Origin of the sequence: Rhizobium subbaraonis (genome assembly GCF_900220975.1) — a bacterium.
GTDB classification, from domain to species: domain Bacteria; phylum Pseudomonadota; class Alphaproteobacteria; order Rhizobiales; family Rhizobiaceae; genus Mycoplana; species Mycoplana subbaraonis.
The window spans coordinates 116,317-140,330 of record NZ_OBQD01000008.1; the positions used below are offsets into that span (position 1 = coordinate 116,317).

At 63.4% G+C, this 24,014-nt stretch carries 28 protein-coding genes and 1 tRNA gene; 12 read left to right on the forward strand and 17 right to left on the reverse strand.

The genetic code is table 11. The features are described 5' to 3' along the window. Position 1: 1 nt before the first annotated feature. The 5 genes from CRO48_RS13710 to CRO48_RS13730 form a co-directional block, all read right to left on the reverse strand. Positions 2-652: a CpaD family pilus assembly protein gene (locus tag CRO48_RS13710; protein WP_097140509.1), complete on the reverse strand. Its 651-nt coding sequence runs from the start codon at positions 650-652 to the stop codon at positions 2-4. Positions 653-714: 62 nt separating this feature from the next. Next, positions 715-2,259 carry a type II and III secretion system protein family protein gene (locus CRO48_RS13715; protein WP_176526755.1) on the reverse strand — a complete coding sequence of 515 codons (1,545 nt, stop codon included), beginning with the start codon at positions 2,257-2,259 and terminating at the stop codon, positions 715-717. A 14-nt stretch (positions 2,260-2,273) separates the two neighbouring features. After that, positions 2,274-3,083, reverse strand: a complete 810-nt coding sequence (cpaB, locus tag CRO48_RS13720; protein WP_097140190.1) for a Flp pilus assembly protein CpaB — start codon at positions 3,081-3,083, stop codon at positions 2,274-2,276. A 232-nt stretch (positions 3,084-3,315) separates the two neighbouring features. Beyond that, positions 3,316-3,828, reverse strand: coding sequence for an A24 family peptidase (locus tag CRO48_RS13725; protein ID WP_097140192.1), 513 nt, complete (start codon positions 3,826-3,828; stop codon positions 3,316-3,318). Positions 3,829-4,017: 189 nt separating this feature from the next. Continuing rightward, positions 4,018-4,200 (reverse strand): Flp family type IVb pilin, encoded by a 183-nt coding sequence (locus CRO48_RS13730; RefSeq protein WP_097140194.1) that lies wholly within the window; start codon positions 4,198-4,200, stop codon positions 4,018-4,020. Positions 4,201-4,642: 442 nt separating this feature from the next. Here CRO48_RS13730 and CRO48_RS13735 point away from each other — a divergent pair, with 442 nt between their 5' ends. The 7 genes from CRO48_RS13735 (at position 4,643) to CRO48_RS13765 (ending at position 10,207) form a co-directional block, all read left to right on the forward strand. Then, positions 4,643-5,005, forward strand: coding sequence for a pilus assembly protein N-terminal domain-containing protein (locus CRO48_RS13735; RefSeq protein WP_097140196.1), 363 nt, complete (start codon positions 4,643-4,645; stop codon positions 5,003-5,005). A gap of 196 nt (positions 5,006-5,201) precedes the next feature. After that, positions 5,202-5,819, forward strand: a complete 618-nt coding sequence (locus tag CRO48_RS13740) for a TadE/TadG family type IV pilus assembly protein (protein ID WP_245423522.1) — start codon at positions 5,202-5,204, stop codon at positions 5,817-5,819. After that, complete coding sequence (locus CRO48_RS13745) at positions 5,819-6,412, forward strand: TadE/TadG family type IV pilus assembly protein (RefSeq protein ID WP_141402053.1); 594 nt, start codon at positions 5,819-5,821, stop codon at positions 6,410-6,412. Before CRO48_RS13740 ends, CRO48_RS13745 begins: the two co-directional genes overlap by 1 nt. A gap of 142 nt (positions 6,413-6,554) precedes the next feature. After that, the gene (locus tag CRO48_RS13750; RefSeq protein ID WP_097140203.1) at positions 6,555-7,784 is read left to right on the forward strand and encodes a phosphopentomutase; all 1,230 of its coding nucleotides are present in this window, start codon (positions 6,555-6,557) and stop codon (positions 7,782-7,784) included. Beyond that, a complete protein-coding gene (locus CRO48_RS13755; protein ID WP_097140205.1) occupies positions 7,781-8,749 on the forward strand; it encodes an adenosine deaminase in 969 nt (322 codons plus the stop codon). The genes CRO48_RS13750 and CRO48_RS13755 overlap by 4 nt, the downstream gene beginning before the upstream one ends. Positions 8,750-8,867: 118 nt before the next feature. Then, on the forward strand, positions 8,868-9,497 hold the full coding sequence (upp, locus tag CRO48_RS13760; RefSeq protein ID WP_097140513.1) for a uracil phosphoribosyltransferase: 630 nt from the start codon (positions 8,868-8,870) through the stop codon (positions 9,495-9,497). Between the two features lie 170 nt (positions 9,498-9,667). Continuing rightward, positions 9,668-10,207: a TIGR02281 family clan AA aspartic protease gene (locus tag CRO48_RS13765; protein ID WP_097140207.1), complete on the forward strand. Its 540-nt coding sequence runs from the start codon at positions 9,668-9,670 to the stop codon at positions 10,205-10,207. On the opposite strand, the gene deoA is transcribed toward CRO48_RS13765, so the two are convergent. The 7 genes from deoA to CRO48_RS13800 are packed head-to-tail and all read right to left on the reverse strand — an operon-like array spanning position 10,197 to position 17,121. Further along, positions 10,197-11,510 (reverse strand): thymidine phosphorylase, encoded by a 1,314-nt coding sequence (gene deoA / locus CRO48_RS13770; protein WP_097140209.1) that lies wholly within the window; start codon positions 11,508-11,510, stop codon positions 10,197-10,199. The two genes, CRO48_RS13765 and deoA, sit on opposite strands and share 11 nt — an antisense overlap. A gap of 2 nt (positions 11,511-11,512) precedes the next feature. Further along, entirely contained in the window at positions 11,513-12,286 is a 774-nt protein-coding gene (gene deoC, locus CRO48_RS13775; RefSeq protein WP_097140211.1) for a deoxyribose-phosphate aldolase, read from the reverse strand. Beyond that, a complete protein-coding gene (locus CRO48_RS13780; RefSeq protein ID WP_097140213.1) occupies positions 12,279-13,088 on the reverse strand; it encodes a purine-nucleoside phosphorylase in 810 nt (269 codons plus the stop codon). The genes deoC and CRO48_RS13780 overlap by 8 nt, the downstream gene beginning before the upstream one ends. Continuing rightward, positions 13,085-13,477 (reverse strand): cytidine deaminase, encoded by a 393-nt coding sequence (locus CRO48_RS13785; RefSeq protein WP_097140214.1) that lies wholly within the window; start codon positions 13,475-13,477, stop codon positions 13,085-13,087. The genes CRO48_RS13780 and CRO48_RS13785 overlap by 4 nt, the downstream gene beginning before the upstream one ends. A 3-nt stretch (positions 13,478-13,480) precedes the next feature. After that, entirely contained in the window at positions 13,481-14,452 is a 972-nt protein-coding gene (locus tag CRO48_RS13790) for an ABC transporter permease (protein WP_097140216.1), read from the reverse strand. A 3-nt stretch (positions 14,453-14,455) separates the two neighbouring features. Then, the gene (locus CRO48_RS13795) at positions 14,456-15,589 is read right to left on the reverse strand and encodes an ABC transporter permease (RefSeq protein WP_097140218.1); all 1,134 of its coding nucleotides are present in this window, start codon (positions 15,587-15,589) and stop codon (positions 14,456-14,458) included. After that, the gene (locus CRO48_RS13800; protein ID WP_097140515.1) at positions 15,586-17,121 is read right to left on the reverse strand and encodes an ABC transporter ATP-binding protein; all 1,536 of its coding nucleotides are present in this window, start codon (positions 17,119-17,121) and stop codon (positions 15,586-15,588) included. Before CRO48_RS13800 ends, CRO48_RS13795 begins: the two co-directional genes overlap by 4 nt. A 227-nt stretch (positions 17,122-17,348) precedes the next feature. Between CRO48_RS13800 and CRO48_RS13805 the strand changes: the two genes are divergently transcribed. Continuing rightward, positions 17,349-17,579: a SlyX family protein gene (locus tag CRO48_RS13805; protein WP_097140220.1), complete on the forward strand. Its 231-nt coding sequence runs from the start codon at positions 17,349-17,351 to the stop codon at positions 17,577-17,579. Positions 17,580-17,651: 72 nt separating this feature from the next. On the opposite strand, the gene CRO48_RS13810 is transcribed toward CRO48_RS13805, so the two are convergent. The 3 genes from CRO48_RS13810 to CRO48_RS13820 all read right to left on the reverse strand — a co-directional run bounded on the left by CRO48_RS13810 (position 17,652) and on the right by CRO48_RS13820 (position 19,787). Then, entirely contained in the window at positions 17,652-18,644 is a 993-nt protein-coding gene (locus CRO48_RS13810; RefSeq protein ID WP_097140222.1) for a BMP family lipoprotein, read from the reverse strand. 141 nt (positions 18,645-18,785) lie between these two features. After that, positions 18,786-19,376 (reverse strand): peptide-methionine (S)-S-oxide reductase MsrA, encoded by a 591-nt coding sequence (msrA, locus tag CRO48_RS13815; protein ID WP_097140224.1) that lies wholly within the window; start codon positions 19,374-19,376, stop codon positions 18,786-18,788. A gap of 90 nt (positions 19,377-19,466) precedes the next feature. Beyond that, on the reverse strand, positions 19,467-19,787 hold the full coding sequence (locus CRO48_RS13820) for a hypothetical protein (protein WP_245423523.1): 321 nt from the start codon (positions 19,785-19,787) through the stop codon (positions 19,467-19,469). Positions 19,788-20,024: 237 nt separating this feature from the next. On the opposite strand from CRO48_RS13820, the gene CRO48_RS13825 reads away from it, so the two are divergent. Next, positions 20,025-20,114 (forward strand) — tRNA-Ser (locus CRO48_RS13825). 238 nt (positions 20,115-20,352) lie between these two features. On the opposite strand, the gene CRO48_RS13830 is transcribed toward CRO48_RS13825, so the two are convergent. Beyond that, the gene (locus CRO48_RS13830; protein ID WP_097140226.1) at positions 20,353-21,057 is read right to left on the reverse strand and encodes a thermonuclease family protein; all 705 of its coding nucleotides are present in this window, start codon (positions 21,055-21,057) and stop codon (positions 20,353-20,355) included. Positions 21,058-21,290: 233 nt separating this feature from the next. Between CRO48_RS13830 and CRO48_RS33250 the strand changes: the two genes are divergently transcribed. Both CRO48_RS33250 and CRO48_RS13835 read left to right on the forward strand, forming a co-directional pair. After that, positions 21,291-21,425, forward strand: coding sequence for a hypothetical protein (locus CRO48_RS33250; protein WP_280952672.1), 135 nt, complete (start codon positions 21,291-21,293; stop codon positions 21,423-21,425). A 441-nt stretch (positions 21,426-21,866) separates the two neighbouring features. Continuing rightward, positions 21,867-22,193 (forward strand): hypothetical protein, encoded by a 327-nt coding sequence (locus CRO48_RS13835; RefSeq protein ID WP_097140228.1) that lies wholly within the window; start codon positions 21,867-21,869, stop codon positions 22,191-22,193. Between the two features lie 73 nt (positions 22,194-22,266). On the opposite strand, the gene CRO48_RS13840 is transcribed toward CRO48_RS13835, so the two are convergent. Then, a complete protein-coding gene (locus CRO48_RS13840) occupies positions 22,267-22,608 on the reverse strand; it encodes a hypothetical protein (RefSeq protein WP_097140230.1) in 342 nt (113 codons plus the stop codon). 454 nt (positions 22,609-23,062) lie between these two features. On the opposite strand from CRO48_RS13840, the gene CRO48_RS13845 reads away from it, so the two are divergent. Continuing rightward, positions 23,063-24,010 (forward strand): AEC family transporter, encoded by a 948-nt coding sequence (locus CRO48_RS13845; protein WP_097140232.1) that lies wholly within the window; start codon positions 23,063-23,065, stop codon positions 24,008-24,010. The last annotated feature ends 4 nt before the right edge of the window (positions 24,011-24,014 follow it).

The window sequence follows — 24,014 nt, forward strand, 5'->3', positions numbered from 1 at the left end:
GTCACTCGCTCATTCCGTAGTCGCGATAGTCCTGGATCACCGTGCCGCGGCGTTCCGCATCGATGGACGTCATGCCGCGCGGGCCGACGAGATCCATGGGATTTGCGATCTGGGCGGCAAGGTTTGCCTGGCTCGCGCAGCCGAAATTGTAATACTGCCTGTTTTCCATCGTGTTCAGCGTCAGGTCCTCCGGCCACTGGCCGCAGGCGTTCGTCTTCGCGGTGGTGGAGACGAAGGCCAGCCGGATCGGTGCGGCATCCCCCTGTCCCGTCGCGCTGTAGGACGTTTCGATGATGCGCTTGCTGGGAATGCCTTCCTTCACGAGCGTGGCGCGGATATCCTTGCGAAGCGCTGCTGCGGCGCCGGCATTGTGCGACCCCTGCGGCACCATGATCTGCACCGTTCCCTTCGATGTCGCCTCATAGTCCTGCGCAAAGCCGCGAATGTTATCGCGCATGGGCAGCGTCAGCGAACGGTCCCCGGAAGCGACAGGCACGTCCAGAGTATGCTCGGCTTCGGTCAGCACGATCGGATGGCGCGTGCGGTAGTCGTCAGGGATCGATCCCGTCGCCGTCGCGTCCTTGGACGCGCAGCCGGCCAGCATGGCCGCCGAGAGGAGGAGCGAGGCCGTCACGAGGCGGGAGATCGGCATGAGGCGTTGCCTTTCGACAGGGGCGTGGATGCGGGTGGGTTCGGTCATTTTCCTGCCCCCGCTCACTTGTAGATGAAGCCGACGGAGCCACTATATGTGCCGGCGGGCACACCTGCTTCCTTGCGGCCGTAGATCTGGTTGACGCGACCGAGGAAGAAGCCTGCGGCGTCGTTCGTCGGGTTGAAGTTGTCGTCCGGCTTGTTCAGGGCGGTTCTGGCGACAGGGCGAACCAGATAGGGCGTCGCGATGATCACCATTTCCGTCTCGTTGCGGACGAAATCCCTGGATCGGAACAGGGTGCCGAAGATCGGGATTTTCGAAAGACCCGGGTAGCCGGACATGGCCTGGCGGATATCGTCGCGGACAAGACCTGCGATGACGATCGAACCGCCCGAGGGCAGCTCGACGCTGGTCGATGCCTGCCTGCGGCGAATGCCGAGCGCGGTGGCGCCCGGAATGGCCTTCTGGCCGATCAGCGATGCCGATCCTTCCAGGGTCGGCTCGGAAACTTCGGTCTCCACCTTGAGGCTGATGCGCCCGGCGGAAAGCACGACCGGCCTGAAATTCAGGCGGATGCCATAGTCGACCGTGTCATAGGTGCGGGCGACTTCGGGCGCGCCGGTGTCCTCGTTTGCCTTGATGCTCTGCTCGCTGAGGACCTTGAAGTCGCCGCCGACATAGAACTTTGCCTGTTCGCCGGAAATGGCCGTGAGGCTCGGTTCGGCGAGCGTGCGCATCACGCCGGCCTGCTCCATCGCGCTGATATAGCTTGCGATTGCGGTTCCGCCGATCGTTCCGGTGAGCCCGCCGCTGGTCGCCCAGTCGATGGCGCCGCCGAGATTGGTGGGGTTGCGGAAGGAGATGCCGCCGTCGCTGCCGGTCACCGAGCCGTTGAAACCGAGCTGCTTCAGCACCTGGCGGCTCACTTCGGCCACGGTGATCTTCAGCGTGACCTGGTCCTCGCCGTCGATCTTGAGCATGTTGACGACCTGCGACTTCTGCCGATCTTCGCCGAAGATGGCGGCGTCGCCGTTGTTGCCCTGGGCCGTCACGGTTCGCGTTGTCGCTTCACCGCCCGTGAGGAAGACATCGGCCAGGCGTGCTGCCTGCAGCGCGTCCTGCGGGGTCCGCACGGTGCCTGTCAGCACGATGTTGTCGGAGATGATCTCGACGGAAATGTCGGAATCCGGGATGAACCGGCGAAGATGGGCTTCGAGCCCGGAGATGTCACGCTCGACGGCGAGGTCCAGGCTGACGATTTCTTCGCCATTCGGCCCGAAGATGAAGACGTTCGTCTGTCCGATCTCCTTGCCGAAGATGTAGATGCGGCGCGAGGTCCGCGTCACCGCATCGGCCTTCATGGGGTCGGCCACCAGGATGTCGTGCGCATCGGTCGGAAGATCGACGACGATGGCCTTGTTGAGACCGAGCTTCAGCGACTTGCGCGCCCCCGGTCCGGCATTGGCGATGCGAACGATCGAGGCGGAAGCCGCCTCCGCCCTGCCTGCCGCTCCGTCGATCATCGCTGCGGGCATACCCGAAAAGGCGAGGCAGAAGCTCAGCCCGCCGGCAACCGAAGCCCGAAATTTCTTCCCGATTTCACGCACCTTGCGCTCCTGCTTCACTGGTTGGCCGCGGGCGAATTGGCCCTGACGATCTCGCCGGATTTGATGACCTGGATGGTCGGAGCGCCGTCGCCGCCGCTCAGCAGATGTTCCGCCGCCTGCGTGTCTTCCTCCTGGGCATCGGCCACGCTGCGAAGCGCCAGCTGCAGCCGTTCGGCCATCTGCTGGGCAACCGTGATCACCTTTGCCTGGTCGGGGGTCAGTTCCAGTGTGGCGGTGGTGCCGACGACGGTCTTCGAGCCGTCGTCCTTTTCCTGGATCTGCTGGTCGATCGCCAGCACGCGGACATTGTTTAGAATGGTTTCCGTGATCTTGGCGTCGTCGTCGCCTTCACGCACCATGATCACGTCGACGCGGTCGTTCGGCAAGATGAAGCCGCCGGCACCGGTGGCAACCGAGATCTCGGTGGAAACCGCCCGCTTTCCGGCGGGGAGCAGCGAGGACATGATCTTGCTGCTGGAATCGGCGATCTTTTCCTGCCGGATCGGCTCTCCGTTGAAGATCGGCATGCGCACGACCGCACCTGCGAGCTTTTCCAGCGCATCGGGCCGGCCCTGCTCGGTAATGAAGCCCTCGACGACGTTGCCCTTGGGCCACTCGCTCCAGCCGATCGAATCGGCGTTGAGCCGCGCGCCGATCGGAAGGCTTTGCTTGGCGACGAGCACGTTGATGCTCGGTTCGCGTTCGACCACCGGCTTACTTGCGACGGATATCTTGTTGCCGCGGGCGAGCTGCAGCGCGAGATAGCCTGCAACACCGGCCGACAAGACGGCCACTGCCAGAATAATGATTCGCGCCGGTTTCATGGTTCGCCCCTGGACGTGCAAGATTGCATCGTCACATTGCGCACCAAATGGTATAATTATGGTTAATGAGTTGCTTAAGGATGTGGTTAACGAAGTGTTGTGCGACGCACACTATGATACGTTGCCGGCCTTTATGCTCAATCTGGAATTGCAGATGCTCACGCCGGACCAGAATTCTCCGTCTGGCGTGTCGAGGATTGCCCTGACCATCAAGCCGTCGCGGCCGGCAGTTTCAGTGGAACGTGGCGAGGGCAGCCTGCATCAGGGGCGATGCCGGATAGGCGACAAAGGCTGCAATGCCGATCGCGATGCCATAGGGCACCTTCTTATGCGTCAGCAGGTGACCGGGAACCGGCAGGCCTGATGCGAGGATCGTGTTGGAACGGGCGCGCATCGAGAGCAGCACAAGGGTGAGAAGGCCGCCGAAAACCGACACGTAGAGCAGGTAGGACACGAGCGAGGCACTCATTCCGAACCAGACGGAACTCGCGGTCAAAAGCTTCGCGTCACCCCCGCCCATGACGTTCGCAGCGAAGAGCATGAAGCAGACGCCGAAGACCAGAAGGCCGGCAAGAAGGTGGAGACCGATCTGTGTCAGCGTCAGTCCCGCCAGCGGTGCAACAAGAATGAAGGAAGCGAGAAGTATCGCAGAGACGCGATTGGGTATCGTCATCGTGAGCAGGTCGGACAACGCTGCAATCGCCAGGCAAATCGGAAATACGACAAAGATAGCTGCTTCGGTCACAAGCTCTTCCTCACGCGCCCAGTATGACTTGCCCAGTATGGCCTTGCGACAATTAAGAATTCGCGACCAGCTGCCAATCATGACGGCAGGCTGCCGGCAAGGCGGCTGAAATGAAGAGAGGACCGGCCTTTGGGCGCGGTCCTCAACATCATGCTGTCCATGCGGCGAACCGCCTGGCATCCATCGAAATCAGGGGGCCGTGTTGTTTTCCCCGAGGGTGGTCGACAGGTTGTTGAACGTCTCGTTCAGTTCGCCGCCGAGGAGGCCAGCGCCGCCGATCAGGGCAACGGAGATGAGGGCAGCGATCAGGCCATATTCGATGGCGGTCGCGCCGGATTCGTCCTTCAGGAAGCGAGCGAAGATCTTGGTCATGGGAATTTCTCCTAACTCCAGGGTTTTGGTTCAGCACGTCCGACAACTGTTTGCCGTTGTTCGGATGACTGCAACCTACACGGGCCGGATTGCTGGCTGCTTAAGGAAGTGGGTTACCATCGCGTTAACATGGCTTCCCGAATATCGTGGTAAACAAAGGAGCAACATCGCCGCTAAAAGGCGCGCTGTCGCTCGCGTGCATACCGGCTATACTGAGAGCGGCTCCTTTTTCCCGCTGTTGCGATATCCTTGCCGAGAGGGCAGTCCCGCAACGCTCCGTGCGGGCAGGAAGAAAGCGCCGGGCGCTTAAGTATTCATTCACCATTCGAGTCCATCTTCTAGGCGACCTCAGTTCGGGACATTGTAGATGAGAACCGCTGGCACACTTGCGACTTCCAGGGGCATCCGCCTCGCCGTTGGCGCTCTCCTGCTTCCCTCTTGTATGGCGGTGGGCGTCGCCCGCGCCGAGGATGGCGAGATGATGCGGGTCTATATGGATCACGCGCGCGTGCTTAAGCTCGACCGTCCGGTCAGCAAGGTCATCGTCGGAAATGCCGAAGTCGCCGATGCGACGGTCGCGGACGCCAAGACCATCGTGCTCACCGGCCGCAATTTCGGAACGACCAACCTCGTCCTGCTGGATGTGGACGGCAACGCGATCGTGGACGAGCGCATCCTCGTCTCCATCGACGAGGGCAACACGGTTCGCGTCTTCCGCCAGACCGAGCGTTCCGTACTCTCCTGCACGCCGATCTGCGAGCAGCACGCCGATCGCGCTAAGAATGCGGCCGCCAGCGGTCCCTGACGCATTTTTCACCGTCACGACCTGCGCGAAAGTGAGAAGTGACTAAAATACGTCTTTCTCCGCTCACGAAAAATAAACGTTCTATCTCTTAGGCTCGTTGATAACCGTCGTGGACAGTCGTCGTGACGTCCTGATGGAGCTTGGGCACGGGTCTGTGCGTCGATTGTCCGGCGCGAATTTGGATGGGATGGCGGCCATGCTGAGGAAATCGGGCGGATTTGGTGAAAGAGCAAGGGGCAGGCTGAGGGCTCTTCTGCGGGAGCGCTCGGGCGGATCCGCTCTGCAATTCGCAATCCTTGCCCCGATGTTCTTTGTGGTCGTCTTTGCAACCATGGAAACGGTTGCTTCCTTCGCCGCCGAGCAAGTCCTGGTCAACGCCAACGACACGATCGCCCGCAAGATCAGAATGGGCGAAATTACCTTCAATACCGGCCAGCCGACCGACGTGAAGGATGAAGCGGCATTCCGCGCCAAGTTCTGCGAGGAACTCAATATCATGATGACCTGCTCGCTGCAGGAAATCGACATTCCCTCCCGGCTGTTCCTCGACGTGCGCAGCGCTCCGAGCTTCGCGGATTTGCCGGCCAACACGGTCCCTCGAACCGGAGATCCTAAGACCGGCCCGCTCGACCCCACGAAGTTGAAATTTTCGCCGGGCGGAAAATCCGCGATCAACATCGTGCGCGCCTATTATCGCTGGCCGGTTATCCTCGATTTCATGCGGCCCTACCTGGCGAACCTGCAGGCGCCCGACGGTTCGTTGAGCGACTATCTCCTCGTCGCAACGGCGGTCATTCAGAACGAGGCATATTGATGACGAAGAGCACGAGAACACCGAGTTCAGGTCGAAGCTTGAGGGCCGCTTTCCGCAGACTGATACGCGCACGCGACGGAGCGGGTGCTGTCGAGTTTGCCATCGTGATGCCGCTGTTGCTCGTTGGTTACATTGGAGCCTACGAAATCTCCGTCGCCTGGTCCTTCACCTCCAAGGTCGGGCGTTCCGCCGCCACGATTGCCGACGTCGTTGCCCAGGCTAAGGAAGTTTCACCCACGTATCTCGACGAGATGCCGTCGATAGCGTCGAACCTTCTGGCACCGTACAACGCCAACAACTACACCTTGAAAATCACCGGCATCCAGATCGACGACAACGGGAATGCCACGATTGCCTGGTCGCGCAACGAGGCCAAGGGCGTGCCCTACGTCAAGGGCACGACCGTGGAGCTGCCCTCGGAAATGACGAAGGTCAAATCCTTCATCGTCAGGACCGAACTGACGATGCCCTACAAGGTGCTGGTGGCCATACCCGGTGCGACCGCCGAGACGATCAAGTCTATCAATCTTCATCGGACGAGCTACAGCCGAGCGCGATTGGACAGCACCATCACGTGCACGACCTGTGGCTGACGCCGATTTTTCTTGAGCCGGTCCCCTCTTCCATGCCATTCCGACCCTAGATAAGCGTTTTTGAGCCGCGGCGCATATAACCTTCCGGAGTGCGTCCGGAGGCTTTGCGCCCGCTGCCAAACCCGATGTCGATAGGTGAAAGATGGCGAGAGCCTTTCTATTCGTGCTGGATTCCTTCGGTATCGGCGCCGGACCGGATGCGGCCGACTTCGGCGATGACGGCGCCGATACGCTTGGCCACATCGCCGAATTCTGCGCTGCCGGCGCCGCCGACCGCGCCGGGCTGCGTCACGGGCCGCTGAAGCTCCCCAACATGTCCGCACTCGGTCTGCTGCATGCGGCCAAAGCTTCCTCCGGGCGATTCCCCGACGGAATGGAAGTGCCTGCCCGCGTCTTCGGCCAGCATGGCGCGGCGAGCGAAGTCTCGCGCGGCAAGGACACGCCGTCGGGCCACTGGGAGATCGCCGGCACGCCGGTGATGTTCGATTGGGGGTACTTCCCGGCCGAAGGTGAAGCCTTTTCCGCCGATCTCGTCTCCACGATCTGCGAGCTCGGAAGGGTGCCTGGCATCCTCGGCAACTGCCATGCGTCCGGCACCGACATCATCGCCCGTCTCGGCGAAGAGCATATCCGCACCGGCAAGCCGATCTGCTACACCTCCTCCGATTCCGTCTTCCAGGTCGCCGCGCACGAAGGCCATTTCGGCCTCGACCGGCTGCTCGCCTTCTGCCAGACCGTCCGTATCATCCTTGACGAGTGGCCCGGCGGAAAGGTCGGTCGTGTCATTGCCCGTCCCTTCGTCGGCGAGACGCCGGCGACGTTCGACCGAACCGGCAACAGGCGCGACTATTCCGTTCCTCCGCCGGAGCCGACCCTGCTCGACCGCCTCAGCGAGGCAGGGCGCACGGTGCATGCGGTGGGCAAGATCGGCGACATCTTCGCCCACCAGGGCATCGGCCGGCTGACCAAGGCCAACGGCAACATGGCGCTGTTCGACGCCACGCTCAAGGCCATGGACGAGGCGGAGGCCGGCGATCTGGTGTTCGCCAATTTCGTCGATTTCGACATGCTCTACGGCCATCGCCGTGACGTTGCCGGCTATGCGGCGGCACTTGAGGCCTTCGACCGGCGCCTGCCGGAGGTGGACCGCAAGCTTCATGCGGGGGATCTGGTGATCCTCACCGCCGACCACGGTTGCGACCCCACCTGGCGCGGCACCGATCATACCCGCGAGCGCGTGCCCATCATGAGCTTCGGGCCGGGCATCCGCTCCCGCCTTCTCGACATCCGTCCGACCTTCGCCGACATCGGCGAGACGATCGCAAAGCATCTCGGCATCCCGCCGGGGCCTCATGGGCGCAGCTTCCTGTGACGCGGCTGCTGAGAAAGGCGGAACTTCACTGCCATCTCGAAGGCGCCGTTCCCCCGGCGCTGGCCCTGGCGCAGGCGCGCAGATACGGCGTCGCCACGGACGCCTTCATGAAGGATGGCGCCTACGTCTGGCACGACTTCACCAGCTTCCTCGGAGCCTACGATGCCGTGTCCGGGCTGTTTCGCAGCGAGGACGATTACGCGCTTCTGACCGAAACCTACCTCGACGACCTGGCAGCCGCCGGCGCGATCTACAGCGAACTCTTCATCTCGCCCGACCATGCAGAGGCTGTGGGCGTTGGCGCAGATGCCTATGTTGCCGGCATCGGTCGGGGCATCGAGGCGGTACGGGCGCGTAGCGGCATCGAGTGTCGCATGGTCGTCGTCGGACTGAGGCATTGCGGCCCGGAACGGGTCGAATGGGCGGCGCGCTACGCCGCGGCCGCCCGAAATCCGCTGATGACCGGCTTCAACATGGCTGGCGAGGAGCGCATGGGGGCTGTTGCCGATTTCGCCCGCGCCTTCGATATCGCCCGCGACGCCGGCCTTGGGATCACCATACACGCCGGCGAATTGAGCGGTGCGTCCAGCGTGCGCGACGCGCTCGACCTTATCCGCCCCACCCGCATCGGCCATGGCGTGCGCGCCGTCGAGGATCCCGGTCTCCTGGCGCGGCTGGCCGACGAAGGCGTCGTGCTCGAAGTCTGCCCCGGTTCGAATGTCGCGCTGGGCGTCTTTCCCGACTTCCCCGCCCATCCGCTCCGCCGCCTGCAGGCGGCCGGCGTGAAGGTCACGCTGAATTCCGACGATCCGCCCTTCTTCAAGACCTCGCTTGAGCGCGAATACGAGATCGCCTCGCGCATCATGGGCTTTTCCGACGAGGAACTGGATACGATGACGAGGACGGCGATCGAGGCTGCCTTCGTGGATGAGGAGACGAGAGCGCGCCTGCTCGCGCGGCTCTGATCGTGCTTGCCGCGGCGCGAACCGGGGATGACGCGGCGCCACCGCCTGCATTCTCTTGCAGGACATGGAGCGAATGTGAAAAAAGAAGGGATCAACCAACATGACGGAAGGTTTGGCCATGGACGGCGTCACAGTCATCGATCACCCGCTCGTGCAGCACAAGCTGACCATCATGCGCAAGAAGGACACTTCCACCGGCAGCTTCCGCCGGCTGCTGCGCGAGATCTCGACGCTGCTTTGCTACGAGGTCACGCGTGATCTCGAACTGACCACCGAGCGCATCGAAACGCCGCTGCAGACGATCGATGCGCCGGTCCTCGAAGGCAAGAAGCTCGTCTTCGCCTCGATCCTGCGCGCCGGCAACGGCCTGCTGGAGGGCATGCTGGAACTCGTACCCTCCGCGCGCGTCTCGCATATCGGCGTCTACCGTGACCACGAGACGCTCGAGGCCGTCGAGTACTTCTTCAAGGCGCCGGACCTTCTGAACGAACGTCTGGTCATCGTCGTCGATCCCATGCTGGCGACCGGAAACTCCGCCATCGCCGCAATCGAGAAGCTCAAGGAGCGCGGCGCCACCAATCTCCGTTTCCTTTGCCTGCTCGCCGCACCCGAAGGCATCCGCAATTTCCGCGCCGCCCATCCCGACGTCCCGGTCTATACCGCCTCCGTCGACAGCCACCTGAATGAAAAGGGCTACATCATGCCGGGCCTCGGCGACGCCGGCGATCGCATGTACGGCACCAAATGAGCGTCTTAACGGTCCGTTAGCCACGTCTTTCATTGATTGTGGCGAAATAGGACGCCCGCGCCGGTTCTTTGTGGTCCGTCAACCCGCGCATGGTCTACTGCCGGCATCCGCCCGGGGAGCTTCGAGTCTTGAGCTCGCCCGGGTCGGGGATGATTCCCGAAGGAGATGCCATGTTCGCTCGCAGTCTGTTTGTGGTCGCGGCCGTTGCGGTCGCAGCCGTCTATGTGCCCGGCTTGGCCGGCACATACCTCGCTCCAGGCGAGGCACCGGACAAGGCGCCCGAACCCGAAACAGCAGCAGCGCCGGCACAACCGGCCTCGACCGCACGCTACACCGGTAGCCGTGGCGTGACGCTCGAGGCAGACGACAGGGGGCATTTCTCCGGGCTCTTCACCATCAACGGCCGCAAGGTTGAAGGCATGGTCGACACCGGCGCCAGCATGGTCGCGATCAATCTTTCGACCGCCGAGCGACTAGGTTTTTCCCGCAACAAGCTCGAATTCCGCTATGCCGTTGACACCGCCAACGGCCGGGCGCGGGCTGCCTATGTGCGGCTGGACAGTGTCTCCATCGGCTCCATTACGGTTTCCAACGTCGGCGCGATGGTGCTGGACGACAAGGCGCTGGACGGCATGCTCGTCGGAATGACCTTCCTGAAGGGGCTCGCATCCTATCAGGTGGACGGCAGCAGCATGCGGCTCATCCGCTGATCCGGCTGACGATCGGATAGTCGGGCAGGGGGGCTGCGTCCTCGATCGTGTAGAGGGCGCGCAGGCGTGCAGCGAAGGCCTCGGCCTCTTCTTGCGAGCGCGCGTGCACGCGCCCGAGCTCGTCGCCCTTCTCCACGCGCGAACCAAGCGGAAGCAACCGGTCGAAGCCGACGCGGTGGTCGATCACCTCATCCGGTCTGGTCCGGCCGCCGCCGAGTTCGATCACCGCCAGGCCGATGCCGCGCGTATCGCAGGATGCCACGTAGCCCCCTGTGTCGGCCGTGACCGGCAGGATGACCGGCGCTCTCGCAAGCCAGCGTGACGGCTCGTCCATCAGCTTTGCAGGCCCGCCGAGCAGGAATATCATCTTCGAGAAAGCCTCGGCCGCACTTCCGTCCGCAAGCGCCCGCTGGGCGCGCCCATGTGCGGCCGCCGCATCTGCTTCGACACCTGCGCTGACCAGCATTTCGGCCGCCAGCGAGAGTACGACGCGTTCCAGCCGTGTGCCTTTCTTCGCCCCCTTCAGGACGTCGATGCAGTTTTCGACCTCGACCACGTTGCCGACTGCGTCGGCAAGCGGCTGGTTCATATCGGTGATCAGTGCGGTCGTCGGCAGTCCGGCCCCGTTGGCGACCTCCACGAGCGCGTGCGCCAGCCGTTCCGCATCGGCCCGGCTTGTCATGAAGGCTCCGTTGCCGAGCTTGACGTCGAGGACGAGCGACTGCAGGCCGGCTGCAAGCTTCTTCGACAGGATCGAGGCGGTGATCAGCGGTACGGAATCCACCGTCGCGGTGACGTCGCGTATCGCGTAGAGCCGCCGGTCGGCCGGCGCCAGCGCAGCACTCTGGCCGACGATCGCGCAACCCGCCTCCCTCACTGTCTTGCGAAAAAGACTGGGCGCGGGATCGATCGCATAGCCGGGGATCGATTCCAGCTTGTCGAGCGTGCCGCCGGTATGGCCGAGCCCGCGGCCGGATATCATCGGCACGGCCAGCCCGCAGGCGGCGGCGATCGGTGCCAGCATCAGCGAGACGTTATCGCCGACCCCGCCGGTCGAATGCTTGTCCGCCACCGGCCGATCGATCTCGCGCCAATCGAGCACGTCGCCGGAATCGCGCATGGCCTCGGTCAGCGCGACGGTTTCGCGTGCATCCATGCCGCGGAACCAGATGGCCATGGCAAAGGCGGCGATCTGGCCCTCGCTCGCCGCGCCATCGGTCAGCGCAGCGATGAAGGCGCCGATTTCACCCGCCGTCAGGACCTCGCCGTCGCGTTTGCGCCGTATGATCTCCTGCGGCAGCATCGTCAGTAGGCTGCGTTCTGGGTGCCGGACTCACGGCCCTCGAGGACCGCAATGATGTCACCGAGGAGTCCGGAGGCGCCGAAACGGAAGGTGGACGGCATCGCCCAGTCGGGACCGTGGATCGTGGCGGCGAGGTTGAGATAGAGTGCCGCCTCGCCGACGGTCCGCACGCCGCCGGCAGGCTTGAAGCCAACGTTGCGGCCGCTCTCGCGGATTGCGTTCAGCATGATGTCTGCGGCTTCCAGCGTCGCGTTCACCGCCACCTTGCCGGTCGAGGTCTTGATGAAGTCGGTGCCCGACGAGATCGCCAGATGCGAGGCGTTGCGGATCAGATCGCGATCCTTCAGTTCGCCGGTCTCAAGGATCGTCTTCAGCGTCACCGACGGCGGGCAGGCGTCCCTGACGGCGCGGATCATCTGCCGCACGGCATTCTCGTCCCCGGCCATCAGCGCCCTGTAGGGAATGACGAGATCGATTTCGTCGGCGCCGTTGGCGATCGCCTGCCGCGTCTCGGCAACGACCGCATCGACCGGAAGGTCGCCGGATGGGAAGTTGACCACGGTTGCAATCCGGATAGCGCTGTCGGCGCCGAGCAGCGCGCGCGCCTGCGCGACGAAACGCGGCCAGATGCAGATCGCGGCCGTCGGGCCAAACGGGGTGCTGGCCTGCCGGCACAGCGTCTCGATCGCGGTCCCGTCGCAGTCGTCGGTAAGATCCGTCAGGTCGAGCAGCGAAAGCGCCCTTGCGGCGACGAGGCGGGGTGTGGCTTCATGCATTGGCATTGTCTCCGGCCGCGATCATTTCGGCGAGGATGGCGGCGAGCCGCGCACCGCCCACCGGGGCCATGTCCTTTGTTTCATGGTGGCTGAGTTCGGCCCCGGTCATGCCGGCGCCGTAGTTGGTGATGACGGATGCCGCAGCCACCTTGAGGCCGAGGAAACGCGCGATCAGCACCTCCGGCACGGTCGACATGCCGACGGCGTCGGCGCCCAGCACGCGCGCCATCCGGATTTCCGCCGGCGTCTCGAAGCTCGGGCCGGAAAACCACATGTAGACGCCCTGATGCAGCGGCGTCCCCGTCTTCTGCGCTGCCGCTTCCATCTGCTCCGCCAGTCCGGCGTCATAGGCGTTGGTCATACCGACGAAGCGGTCGTCGCTCTCGACGCCGATCAGCGGATGGGTCCCGGAAAAATTGATGTGGTCCGAAATGCGCATCACAGAGCCGGGCGGCATGTCTTCGCGCAGCGAGCCCGAGGAATTGGTCAGGATCAGCGAGGTGACGCCGAGACCCTTCAAGACCTCGATCGGTCCGCGCATCGCGTTCGCATCGCCCTTTTCGTAGTAGTGCACCCGCCCCGACAGCATGATGACCGGAACGCCGCGCAAAAGGCCGATCACCATCTCGCCGGCATGGCCGGAAACGGAGCTTGCGGGAAAGCTCGGCAGCTCGGAATAGGGGATGCGGACGCCGCCTTCGACGGCATCCACCAGCGAGCCCAGGCCGGAGCCGAGCACGACGCCGTAGCGCGGCGCCAGTCCGCCAAGGCGCGGCACGAGGTGGTCGAGTGCGGCCCTCATCCGATGACCTCCGTCTTGAAGCTGTGCGGCAGCAGTTCGCTCATCGTCATGGTCTCCTTCACCCCGGTCTCGTCGCAGAGATAGATGCGCGTCGAAGGCGAGGCAAACTCGGCGATCTTCTGCCGGCAGCCGCCGCAGGGCGGGCAGAGCGGCAGCTTTTCGGCGATGACGGCGATTTCGACGATCTTTTTCGCGCCGCCCATGATCATGGCGCCGATCGCCGTCGGTTCGGCGCACCACCCCTGCGGGAACGAGATATTCTCGATGTTGGCGCCGGCATAGACCTTGCCGTCATCGGCACGGATCGCAGCCCCCACCGGAAACTTCGAATAGGGCGCATAGGCAAACCCCATCGCGGCGCGCGCCGCTTCGAACAGATCGTGGGACATGGATTACCGCTCCTTCACATAGGGTACGCCGCCGGCCCTGGGCGGAATGGCCTTGCCGATGAAGCCGGCCAGCAGAATGACGGTGAGGATATAGGGCAGCGCCTGCATCAGTTGTACCGGCACCTTGCCGATCAGCGGCAGCGGCGTGCTCTGATAGCGGATCGCGAACGCGTCGAGGAAGCCGAACAGCAGGCAGGCGAACATCACGGGCACCGGTTTCCATTTGGCGAAGATCAGCGCCGCAAGCGCGATATAGCCCTTGCCTGCGGTCATGCCCTTGGTCCAGCCGGCATTGGCGGCGAGCGACAGGTAGGCGCCGGCGATGCCGCACAGGATGCCGCAGCAGATGACGGCGCGGTAGCGCATCCAGATCACCGAAATACCGGCCGTGTCGACCGCGCCGGGGTTTTCGCCCACGGCCCTGAGCCGCAGCCCGAAGCGGGTGCGATAGAGGATCCACCAACTGGCCGGCACCATCAGGAAGGCGAGGTAGGTCAGCGCCTGGTGGCCGGAGATGAGATCGGCATAGATCGGCCCGAGCAGCGGCACGCCGCGCAGTTCCTCGGCAAACGGCAACTGGATCACCTGGAAGCGCGCGCCTTCGGCAAGCGCCGGCGTGCGGCCGCCCTGCCGGAACCAGGCTTCGCCGAGAATGACGGTGGAGCCGGCAACGATGAAGTTGATGGCGACACCCGAGACGATCTGGTTGCCGCGCTGGGTGATCGAGGCAAAGCCGTGCACCAGCGACAGGAGCACCGACACGACGACGGCGGCCAGCAGTCCGGCCATCGCCGACTGCGCGACGAAGGCGACGCAGCCGGCAGCAAAGGCGCCGCCGAGCATCTTGCCTTCGAGGCCGATGTCGAAGACGCCGGCACGCTCGGTGAAAAGACCGGCAAGTGCGGCCAGGATCAGCGGCGTCGAAAGCCGCACGGTCGACTGCGCGAGTTCAAGGAAGAGCTGAAAATAATCCATCGATCAGGCCCCCTTGACGGCTGCTTGCGTGCGGCCGCGCCCGGAAAACGCGAGCACGGCACGGGTGATGGCGGGGCGGAACATGTGCTCCAGCGCGCCCGCGAACAGGATCACCAGGCCCTGGATGATGACGATCATGTCGCGCGAGATCGAAGGCATCTCGAAAGCGATCTCGGCGCCGCCCTGGTAGAGGACGCCGAACAGGATGGCAGCCGGGATGATTCCGGCCGGGTGCGAGCGGCCCATCAGCGCTACCGCGATGCCGACAAAGCCGGCGCCCTGCACGAAGTCGAGCTGCATGCGGTAGGTCTCGCCCATGATCGGGTTCAGCGCCATCATGCCGGCGAGCGCGCCGGATATCATCATGGTGATGACGATGATCCGCGCCTCCTTGATGCCGGCGTAGCGCGCGGCCGAAGGGCTGTGGCCCATCGTGCGCATCTCGTAGCCAAGCTTCGTGCGCCAGATCAGAACCCAGACACCGAAGCTTGCAGCCAGAGCCAGAAGGAAGGTGACGTTGAAGGGCGCCGTGCCGACGCTCAGTCCGAAGATCGACATCAGCCAGTCGAGCCTCGGCAGCTGGCCGCCGGCTTCGAACGTGCGTGTTTCCAACGACATGGAACCGAGCGGCTTCAGCACCCGGTTGAGCATGTAGTTCATCAGGCTCGCGGCGATGAAGTTGAACATGATCGTGGTGATGACGATGTGGCTGCCGCGCTTGGCCTGGAACCAGCCGGGCAGGAACGCCCAGGCCGCACCGAACAGGGAGGCGCCGAGGATCGCCACCGGAAAGACCACGTACCATGGCATGAAGCGGTCGAGCCAGAGGCAGGCGAGCGCGACGCCGATGCCGGCGACATAGGCCTGTCCCTCGCCGCCGATGTTGAACAGCCCCGCATGGAAGGCGACGGCGACGGCAAGTCCCGTGAAGATGAAGGTGGTGGCGTAGTAGAGCGTGAAGCCGATATATTCGCCCCGCCCGAAGGCGCCGTTGACCATGTGGTAGGCCGCTTCCAGCGGACTTTCTCCGACCAGCAGCACGACAAGGCCCGCGACGGCGAAGGCGACGACGAGATTGACGAGTGGGATGAGGCCGTATTCGACCCAGCCCGGCAGTTTCGCGTAAGGGGTGCTCATTCGGCGGCCTCCTTCGGGCCTTCGACGCCGGCCATCAAGAGGCCGAGATCGCCTTCGGAGGCATCGGGCTTGCGTTCGCCGACGACGCGGCCGGCAAACATGACGAGGATACGATCGGACAATGCCCTGATTTCGTCGAGCTCGACCGAGACGAGCAGCACGGCCTTGCCCTGGTCGCGCATCTCGATGATCCGCTTGTGGATGAACTCGATCGCGCCGACGTCGACGCCGCGGGTCGGCTGACCGATGATAAGCACGTCCGGATCGCGTTCCATCTCACGCGCCAGCACGATCTTCTGCTGGTTGCCGCCGGAGAAGTTCGCGGTCTTCAGCCGAGCGTTCGGCGGGCGGATGTCGTATTTCTGGATGTTGGCTTCCGCGTCGGCGCGGATGGCGTCGATGTCGAGCACGAAGCCTTTGCGGTATTTCGGATCATCGTGATAGCCGAGAATGGCGTTCTCGCTTTCCTCGAACTTCAGCACCAGCCCGACATGATGGCGATCTTCGGGGACATGGGCGAGCCCGCGCCGTCGCAGCTCGGCCGGGTCGGCATGGCCGGTGACGTCTATTGCCTCGCCACCCAAATGCACATTGCCGGAAACCGCACGGCGAATGCCCGATATCGCCTCCAGCAGCTCCGACTGGCCATTGCCGGCGACACCCGCAATGCCGACGATCTCGCCGGCGCGCAGCTCGAAGGAGACGTCGTCGACCATGGTCACGCCGCGACTGTCGCGCACGGTCAGGTTCTTCACCGAAAGCTTGACGTCGCCCGGATGCGCCTCACCTTTTTCGACGCGCAGCAGCACCCGGCGACCGACCATCAGCTCGGCCAGTTCCTCGACGGAGGTCTTCGCGGTCTCGCGCGTCGCCACCATCTCGCCGCGGCGCATGACGGACACTTCGTCGGTAATCGCCATGATCTCCCGCAGCTTGTGGGTGATGAGGATGATCGTCTTTCCCTGGGCCTTCAGCTGCTCGAGAATCCGGAACAAATGGTCCGCCTCGGCGGGAGTCAGAACGCCGGTCGGTTCGTCGAGGATCAGAATATCGGCCTTGCGGTAGAGGGCTTTGAGGATTTCCACGCGCTGCTGCAAGCCTACCGGCAGTTCCTCGATGACGGCGTCCGGGTTGACGTCGAGCGCATATTCCCTCTCCAGCCGCTTCAGTTCGGCCCTGGCCTTGGAAATGCCCGCGTTCAGGATCCAGCTCTCCTCGGCCCCCAGCATCACGTTTTCCAGCACGGTGAAGTTCTCGACCAGCATGAAGTGCTGGTGGACCATGCCGATGCCGGCCGTGATCGCCGTGTTCGGGTCGCGGATGTCGATGGCGCGGCCGTCGACCAGGATCTCGCCACGGTCGGCCTGATAGAAGCCGTAAAGGATCGACATAAGCGTCGACTTGCCGGCGCCGTTCTCGCCGATGATGCCGTGGATGGTCCCCTTCCGGACCTTCAGGTTGATGTCCTTGTTGGCATGGACGAGGCCGAAACTCTTGTCGATGCCTTTCAGTTCGATTGCCAATTCACCCATGACGATCCGTTGTTCTTGTGTGCCGAGGCCGTCTGCCTGTCGGAAGCGACCGGCCCGGCTTTGGCGATTTCGCCGCGCCATTGGACGTGTCGCCCGCGCTTCAGTCTTGTTTCTTCCGCCGCGCTTGTCCAGCATCATTGCGGCCGGCGCCGTCATTCGCTAGGGCGTCCCCTGTGACGATGAACGGCTCCAGATCGAATGCACAGAAGCGGAAGGCTGCCTGAACGATGACCAATCCCCAGAACCCCGCCGCCGACAGCATCGGCCGCATTGCCGCTCTCGAAGAGCGTATCGCCCATCAGGACCGCACGATCGAGGAACTTTCCGACCAGTTGACGGAGCAGTGGAAGGTCGTCGAGCAGATGCGAGCCAAGCTGGACAAGCTGACCGAGCGCTTCCTCATGCTGGAGGAGAATTCGCTCGAGGCTCCGGCGATCACCCGCCCGCCGCACTATTGATGCCGCAAAATCGCAAGAAAAGCCCGCCGGCGTCGACTGACGACGCCGGCGGGCTTTTCATTTCAGCGGCAATCAGTAGGGGCAGGATTCGTCCGACATGTAGTCGTGGACGGTTACCGTACCGGCGATGATGTCGGCCGTCGCCTTGTCGACCGCGGCCTTCATCTCGGGCGTGATCAGCGCGGCGTTGTTGTCGTCCATCGCGACGCCCACGCCATCTTCCTTCAGGCCAAGCACGTTGACGCCGGGCGTAAACTTGCCGTCGTTGGCCGACTTGAAGGCATCGTAGACGGCGACGTCGACGCGCTTGAGCATCGAGGTCAGCACCTTGCCCGGATGCAGCATGTTCTGGTTGGAATCGACGCCGATGCCGAGCTTGCCCGCATCCGCGGCTGCCTGCAGGATGCCGACGCCCGTGCCGCCTGCGGCATGGTAGACGACGTCCGAGCCCTGGTCGAACTGCGACTTGGCGATTTCGCCGCCCTTGACCGGGTCGTTCCAGGCGTCAGGCGTGGTGCCGGTATAGGCTTCCAGAACGTTGACGTCGGAGCCGGTCGACTTCGCGCCGCCGATATAGCCGCAGGCGAACTTGTGGATCAGCGGAATGTCCATGCCGCCGACGAAGGAGACGGTCTTGGACTTCGACGCCATGGCGGCCATGATGCCGGCCAGCCACGAGCCTTCCTCTTCCTTGAAGACGACGGAGCGCACGTTCGGCTTGTCGACGACCATGTCGATGATGGCGAACTTCGTGTCCGGATACTCGGCCGCGACCTTTTCCAGCGTGGCGGCCCAGGAGAAGCCGGCCATCACGATCGGGTTGTTGCCGTCGCCGGCGAAGCGGCGGAGCGCCTGCTCGCGCTGGGCGTCGTTGGCGATCTCGAAGTCGCGGTAATCGATGCCGGTCTCTGCCTTGAATTTCTCGGCGCCGTTGAAGGCGGCTTCGTTGAAGGATTTGTCGAACTTGCCGCCGAGATCGTAGATGATCGCCGGCTTGATGTCGGCCGCAAGAGCCGTCGCCGACATGGCCGCCGTGGCAAGGAAAGTGATCAAGGTTTTTTTCATCGTGCAGCCCTGTTGCTATTGATTTTTTTGGGTCCTCCCGCACGTCCCGTAAAGTGACTGTCTGCGGAGTGCCGACCCTGTTCCCTAGGATCGGACGCGGCGATCCTTGCACGCCGCCAGCAAAATTTCACGACAATTTTTTCAAGTGGTAAAAAAACGTTGCGGGCCTGTCAGGCCCGCAATTCGCTTCTCTCCGAAGGTGTCTCGTTCCGTCATCCGATGGCGCAGGAGACGCCGGTGCCGCGCAATCCGGTCGCGCACCTTGAGCGCGGTTTGCAACTGTTCGTCTTCGTTGGTGTAGATCGCCGAGCGATACGTCGTGCCGATGTCGTTGCCCTGCCGCATGCCCTGGGTCGGATCGTGCTGCTCGAAGAAAACCTTCAGAAGCGCCTCTAGGGAAACGGTCTTGGGATCGTATACGACGCGGACGACTTCCGTATGACCGGTCAGCCCGGTCGTCGTCTCCTGGTAGGTCGGATTCGGGGTGAAGCCGCCGGAATACCCGACTGCCGTGACGTAGACGCCGGGAATCTGCCAGTAGAGCCGTTCTGCGCCCCAGAAGCAGCCGAGGCCCAGCAGGATGCTCCGGGTATTGTCGGGATAAGGCTCCTTCAACGGGTTGCCGTTGACGAAGTGCGTCTCGGCCGTCGGAATGGGCTCCGGCCGGCCGGGCAGGGCGCCCTCAGGCGTCGGCATTGTCGTCTTCTTGTTGAACATGTCGATCAGGAACACGCGGGATACTCCTTTCAGGCCCGGAGGGCCGGGCGTTTTCATAAGCGAGAAAGACAAAACCCCGGCATCTCGCCTCGGAACGTCTCTTTTTCAGGCGGTGAAGCGGCCGGCGAAGGGTCGGCGCTTGTAGCCGATCATCCACAGGAGCAGCGCTACGACCAGCAGCACGATCGCAGCCGGCTGCGACAGCACCCACAACGCCGCCGGGTCCCAGAGCAAGGGATGCACCCGGTTCATCAGCGTGTCGGCGAGGAACGCGATCGATTCGGGGCTGGCGGCACTCCAGGCAACTGCAAGCGGCGTCAGGATGGGAGCGGAGGCTGCAACCGACTGGATGGCGTCCAGCGTCGCGGCCATGATCGCCAGCACCAGCACGCCGAGGCTTAGCATCCTGAAAACGAAGCGTATCATCGTGGTTGTCACTCCGGGAGAGGCGGGGGAGGGCCGGCCGGTTCCATGCTTCTGCACATAGATAAGGGGCGCTGTGTCCCGTTGCAATCGGCCGCCCGATTGCTTCTGAAGGCGCGCGTCAAATTTCTGTCAGAAAGCGGTTGATCCCGCCGCCATCATCGGTATATATCGCGCCGTCCCGCCAACTTGAAACAGCCTGGCGGTCCGCGCCGGATTGACCACCGGCCGTCAGCGGATGGACAGGTGGCCGAGTGGTTGAAGGCGCACGCCTGGAACGCGTGTATAGGGGAAACTCTATCGAGGGTTCGAATCCCTCTCTGTCCGCCATATTCCCAAATGTCCGACCCGAACACCTTGAATTCGCGCACTCGTCAGCAAGAAGACCGCCTGCGATCACAGCACGATGCCTGATTGCTATCGTTGCGTGCTGATGATGCGCCAGCCGAGCAGGGTCAAGAGGATCGTCGTCAGCGGATCGAGCAGATGAAGAAGCAGAAGCCGGCGCAGCCGATCGTGCCGACGCCGAATGCCTCTGCCATGTGCGCGCCGCAGCTGTTCCAGGTCCTCACGGACACCATGATTCGCGCTGGCCGGTCCAGGGGCGGGCATAGCCACGGGCCACGAGCACGTCGCCGATCGACTTTCCGTTGCGAACGACGATCCGCAGCTTGCGGCCGTACTGGTCCTCGTCGATCGGCTTCCATGCCGCAAGTTCGAAAGCGCCGGCATTGAGCAGCAGGCGAAGCGCCTCCTTCGCGTCGCCGCCCAGATTGCGTTCGCGGTCGCATTTGGCTTCCTTCGTCGCCGGCACATAGATGTCCGCCAGCCGGATCTTCGCGCCTCGATAGACGAAATTGCCCCCGTCGATGACGCAGTTGTCCTGCTTTATCCCGCAATAGAAGAAGGCCGTCCCGCCTGCGGCCTGGCTGGGCGGCGCGGGAATCGGCTGCGGCGGCAACAGCGGCCTCGTGTCGGGGGTTGGTGCCGCGGCGGCTGCGGGCATAGGCGGGCGCTTTTCAGTCGGTTCGGCCAGCTTTGGCGGCACGCGGTGCGGCGGCTCGGCCGGCTTGGGCCGTGTGGCCGGCTGTTCGGTGAGGCGAATCGTATTGCCTGGCCGAAGCAGGCTCGTCAGGCCGTCCAGATTCTCGCGTGCAACGATCGCGACGATGATCGCCACACCCAGTGCGTACCAGGGCCACATGCGCTGCCGTGCCGACGACGGCTTGCGGATTCCGGACGAGCGGCGTTTTCGCGGTTTTTTGGAGGGCATGTTCTATTCCGGAATCGCTGGCTGAGCTGCTGCGGTAAGTACGCCCGCTTCGTCCTGGATGTCAAAGCGGCGCGCGCCGCGCGGCTATCGGAAGGGCCTGCAAAGGCTCTCCATGTCAGGCGTATACTTTTCGTTACTTTTCCCGTTCAAACTTTTTTGTTCATCTGGCGTTCAGAAAAGGCCGGTGCGGAGCAGCGCATTGGGATAGTCTGTGTGCTGAAAGGAGGGCCGCCATGATTCGCACCACCCTGTCCGTGACGGTTTTTGTCACGTTCGTAGCCGTCATGTTCGGACTGGCTTTGGTTCCCGAGATGGTCGACCACTACACCGTGTCCGGCCAGGCCGATCAGGTAGCCGTCGTCGAGTAATACGGAACAACGCCTGAAACGAAATGCCCGGGCTATGATTGAACGGCAGCCGCATTGCGCGCGCTGCGGGCTATCGAACGATCTAGCTGCTCGATAATTCGAGCTAGATTGTGGAATTCCGCTTGGCGCAAACAATGATTGCACCTAAGCTTTTCTGCGTGGCGCCGGCGTCACCTCAGAAAATGCCCCAACCTGTGCCTCCCGGCGCCCGCACAGCGCCGGGCTCTTCTTGTCTGGTGACCGGTTCATTTCCATCGCATGCGAACGCTGAACACATTTGGCGGTTGCAGGAACTTCCGCCGTTTCCGCCCGTTGTTCGGCATGTGTGGCAAGAGGGCTTGCCGCCGAATAGGGATCGGAGGCCGGCAATCCGCGGTCTGTTTTGTCTGGCGAGGCACTGCTTGCCTTCCGATCGGTTTCAACAAGGAAAGGGAGATCACCATGGCAGAGTTGGACGCCCAGACGCAGCTTGCGAGCCTTCGCGAGGAAATCGACAGGCTGCGAAAGGAAATGTCTGCCCAGGCGAGCGAAGTGGTGGATGAAGCGCGCGACCGCGCCGGTCGAGCCGGAAAGTCCATGCGTGCTGCCGCCCGTCACGGCGCAGGGTATGTGCGTTCGGAGGGCGCGGCTGTTGCGGATACAGCCCGGGAACACCCCGCCGCGGTCTCCACGCTCGTCCTTGTCGCCGGCCTTGCCGGTGTCGCCGTCGGATATCTGCTGGCATTGGCCAGCGAACACCCCTCGCGCAGCAGCCGCTACTGGCGTTGAGGCGACTGACGGCCGGCTTCGATGAAGAATGGTCGCCCGGCTGCTGCCGGCCGCATATTGCGGCCGGCAGGCGTCAGCGTCGGCGCAAGCCGAAAAGATAGCCGACGAGTGCCGCGCCGAAGAGCGCCCCGAGTGGGTTGGCGGCAACCGCGACGCGCACTTCCTCCCGAACCGAATTGACGCGGGAAACCGCATATTGCCCGGTGTTCTCGGCAATCACGCCGAGGGTATCGCGCAGCTGCGCCACCTCGGCCTTCAGAATTTCCAGCTGTTCCGTGATTGCCGCCTTCGCCGCTTCCGCATTGGCGTCGGCACCGTATGCGCCGAGGGTATCTTCGACGGTTTTGTCCGACTTCGTGGAAGGTTCGACGACGCCGAGCGGCGCGCGGCGGCCTGGCTGCTTTTCATCTGCCATTGCAGTTCTCCTGGGTGCAGTACCTTGTCTTGGATGAACTAGAGATACCTGTGTCGGGTTCCCCAAAAAGGCAAATCATTCCGCGCTGCGCCTTGTCTGCGGATCTTTTCCGGTCCTTAACCATTTGTTAACCAAAGCCGCCGATGCTGAGGCAATCGGAGCTGCACCGTCTTCTGTCACACGGCTGTTACCGTGAGCTCTTAGAAGGTGTGCCTGAGGCGCTCGACACCATGCGCCGAAGAGTTTCGGTTCGTTCTTGCTGACCACGGATGTACTGGCAGCAGACGGATCGCTTCCCGCCACAGGCGGGAATGAGGAAGCGGGGCAAGTCCCCGCTTTTTTCATTTCGCGCGGGAGTGGACCGCGCCATCCGCTTCCGCTACCGATTGCAGATGAAGGTGCTGCGCACTCGCGCGCGCTCCGCTCCGTTTCTCCCGTCGCGTGCGCCCATTCCATGACCGATACTGCAACGAACGTCATCCCCCTCTTTGCGCTCATTCTGCTCGGCTGGATGCTCGTGAAGGCGGGGTATCTCAAGCCCGCCGTCGGCGAGGCGCTCGGGGAGTTCGTCTTTCGGGTTGCCGTCCCGGTGCTGCTGTTCAGGACGATCGCGGAGGCGACGTTCGAAGGCGACTCGCCCTGGCGCATCTGGGTGGCCTATTTCAGCGGGGTCGCCGTGACCTGGGCGATCGCCCATCTGGTGGCAACGCTCGTCTTCCTGCGCGATCGCCGTTACGGCGTGCTGGCCGGTGTGTCGGCCGCCTTTGCCAACACCGTCTTCATCGGGCTGCCGCTGGTTTCTCGCATCGTGGGCGAAGACGGGCTGGTGGCGATCTCCGTTCTCCTGTCGGTACATCTGCCGGTGATGATGATCGCCGGCTCGGTACTGATGGAGCTGGCGGAGCGCAAGGAGGGGACGCGACCTGCGCAGAGCGCCGCCAGCCTCGTGCTCGGGCTCAGCCGCAGCCTGGTGCGCAATCCGCTGGTCATCGGCCTTGTTTGCGGCGCATTGTTTCATCTCTTCGACGTCCCGCTTGAAGGCCCCGCAAAGATCGTCGTGGATCAGCTTGCCTCGGTCGCGGCACCGGCAGCCCTTGTCTCGATCGGTATGGCGCTGGTGAAATACGGCCTTCGCGGCAATGTAGCCCCGGCCATCGTCATGTCGGCCTTCAAGCTCTTCCTGCTGCCCGCCTGCGTCTTCTTTGCCTGCCGCCTCGTCGGTCTGGACCAGGACTGGACGACTGCGATCGTGCTGACGTCGGCCGTTCCGACGGGCGTCAATGCCTGGCTGCTGGCCAACCACTTCAATGTCGGGCATGCGCTGGCGTCGTCGACGATCACAATATCGACCATGGCGGGCGTCGTCAGCGTCTCGTTCTGGGCGTGGCTCCTGGGGGCGTGATCTG

Excerpts from the sequence above, each read along its gene's own strand:
- CRO48_RS13745 (WP_141402053.1), top strand. The coding sequence starts at position 5,819 with ATGACGAAGAGCACGAGAACACCGAGTTCAGGTCGAAGCTTGAGGGCC.
- CRO48_RS13805 (WP_097140220.1), top strand. The coding sequence starts at position 17,349 with ATGACCAATCCCCAGAACCCCGCCGCCGACAGCATCGGCCGCATTGCC.
- CRO48_RS33250 (WP_280952672.1), top strand. The coding sequence starts at position 21,291 with ATGATTCGCACCACCCTGTCCGTGACGGTTTTTGTCACGTTCGTAGCC.
- CRO48_RS13785 (WP_097140214.1), bottom strand. The coding sequence starts at position 13,477 with ATGTCCCACGATCTGTTCGAAGCGGCGCGCGCCGCGATGGGGTTTGCC.
- cpaB (WP_097140190.1), bottom strand. The coding sequence starts at position 3,083 with ATGAAACCGGCGCGAATCATTATTCTGGCAGTGGCCGTCTTGTCGGCC.
- CRO48_RS13730 (WP_097140194.1), bottom strand. The coding sequence starts at position 4,200 with ATGACCAAGATCTTCGCTCGCTTCCTGAAGGACGAATCCGGCGCGACC.
- upp (WP_097140513.1), top strand. The coding sequence starts at position 8,868 with ATGGACGGCGTCACAGTCATCGATCACCCGCTCGTGCAGCACAAGCTG.
- CRO48_RS13790 (WP_097140216.1), bottom strand. The coding sequence starts at position 14,452 with ATGGATTATTTTCAGCTCTTCCTTGAACTCGCGCAGTCGACCGTGCGG.
- CRO48_RS13800 (WP_097140515.1), bottom strand. The coding sequence starts at position 17,121 with ATGGGTGAATTGGCAATCGAACTGAAAGGCATCGACAAGAGTTTCGGC.
- CRO48_RS13795 (WP_097140218.1), bottom strand. The coding sequence starts at position 15,589 with ATGAGCACCCCTTACGCGAAACTGCCGGGCTGGGTCGAATACGGCCTC.
- CRO48_RS13765 (WP_097140207.1), top strand. The coding sequence starts at position 9,668 with ATGTTCGCTCGCAGTCTGTTTGTGGTCGCGGCCGTTGCGGTCGCAGCC.
- CRO48_RS13780 (WP_097140213.1), bottom strand. The coding sequence starts at position 13,088 with ATGAGGGCCGCACTCGACCACCTCGTGCCGCGCCTTGGCGGACTGGCG.
- CRO48_RS13820 (WP_245423523.1), bottom strand. The coding sequence starts at position 19,787 with ATGATACGCTTCGTTTTCAGGATGCTAAGCCTCGGCGTGCTGGTGCTG.
- CRO48_RS13835 (WP_097140228.1), top strand. The coding sequence starts at position 21,867 with ATGGCAGAGTTGGACGCCCAGACGCAGCTTGCGAGCCTTCGCGAGGAA.
- CRO48_RS13845 (WP_097140232.1), top strand. The coding sequence starts at position 23,063 with ATGACCGATACTGCAACGAACGTCATCCCCCTCTTTGCGCTCATTCTG.
- deoA (WP_097140209.1), bottom strand. The coding sequence starts at position 11,510 with ATGCTGCCGCAGGAGATCATACGGCGCAAACGCGACGGCGAGGTCCTG.
- CRO48_RS13830 (WP_097140226.1), bottom strand. The coding sequence starts at position 21,057 with ATGCCCTCCAAAAAACCGCGAAAACGCCGCTCGTCCGGAATCCGCAAG.
- CRO48_RS13740 (WP_245423522.1), top strand. The coding sequence starts at position 5,202 with ATGCTGAGGAAATCGGGCGGATTTGGTGAAAGAGCAAGGGGCAGGCTG.
- CRO48_RS13710 (WP_097140509.1), bottom strand. The coding sequence starts at position 652 with ATGCCGATCTCCCGCCTCGTGACGGCCTCGCTCCTCCTCTCGGCGGCC.
- CRO48_RS13840 (WP_097140230.1), bottom strand. The coding sequence starts at position 22,608 with ATGGCAGATGAAAAGCAGCCAGGCCGCCGCGCGCCGCTCGGCGTCGTC.
- CRO48_RS13750 (WP_097140203.1), top strand. The coding sequence starts at position 6,555 with ATGGCGAGAGCCTTTCTATTCGTGCTGGATTCCTTCGGTATCGGCGCC.
- CRO48_RS13810 (WP_097140222.1), bottom strand. The coding sequence starts at position 18,644 with ATGAAAAAAACCTTGATCACTTTCCTTGCCACGGCGGCCATGTCGGCG.
- CRO48_RS13735 (WP_097140196.1), top strand. The coding sequence starts at position 4,643 with ATGGCGGTGGGCGTCGCCCGCGCCGAGGATGGCGAGATGATGCGGGTC.
- deoC (WP_097140211.1), bottom strand. The coding sequence starts at position 12,286 with ATGCATGAAGCCACACCCCGCCTCGTCGCCGCAAGGGCGCTTTCGCTG.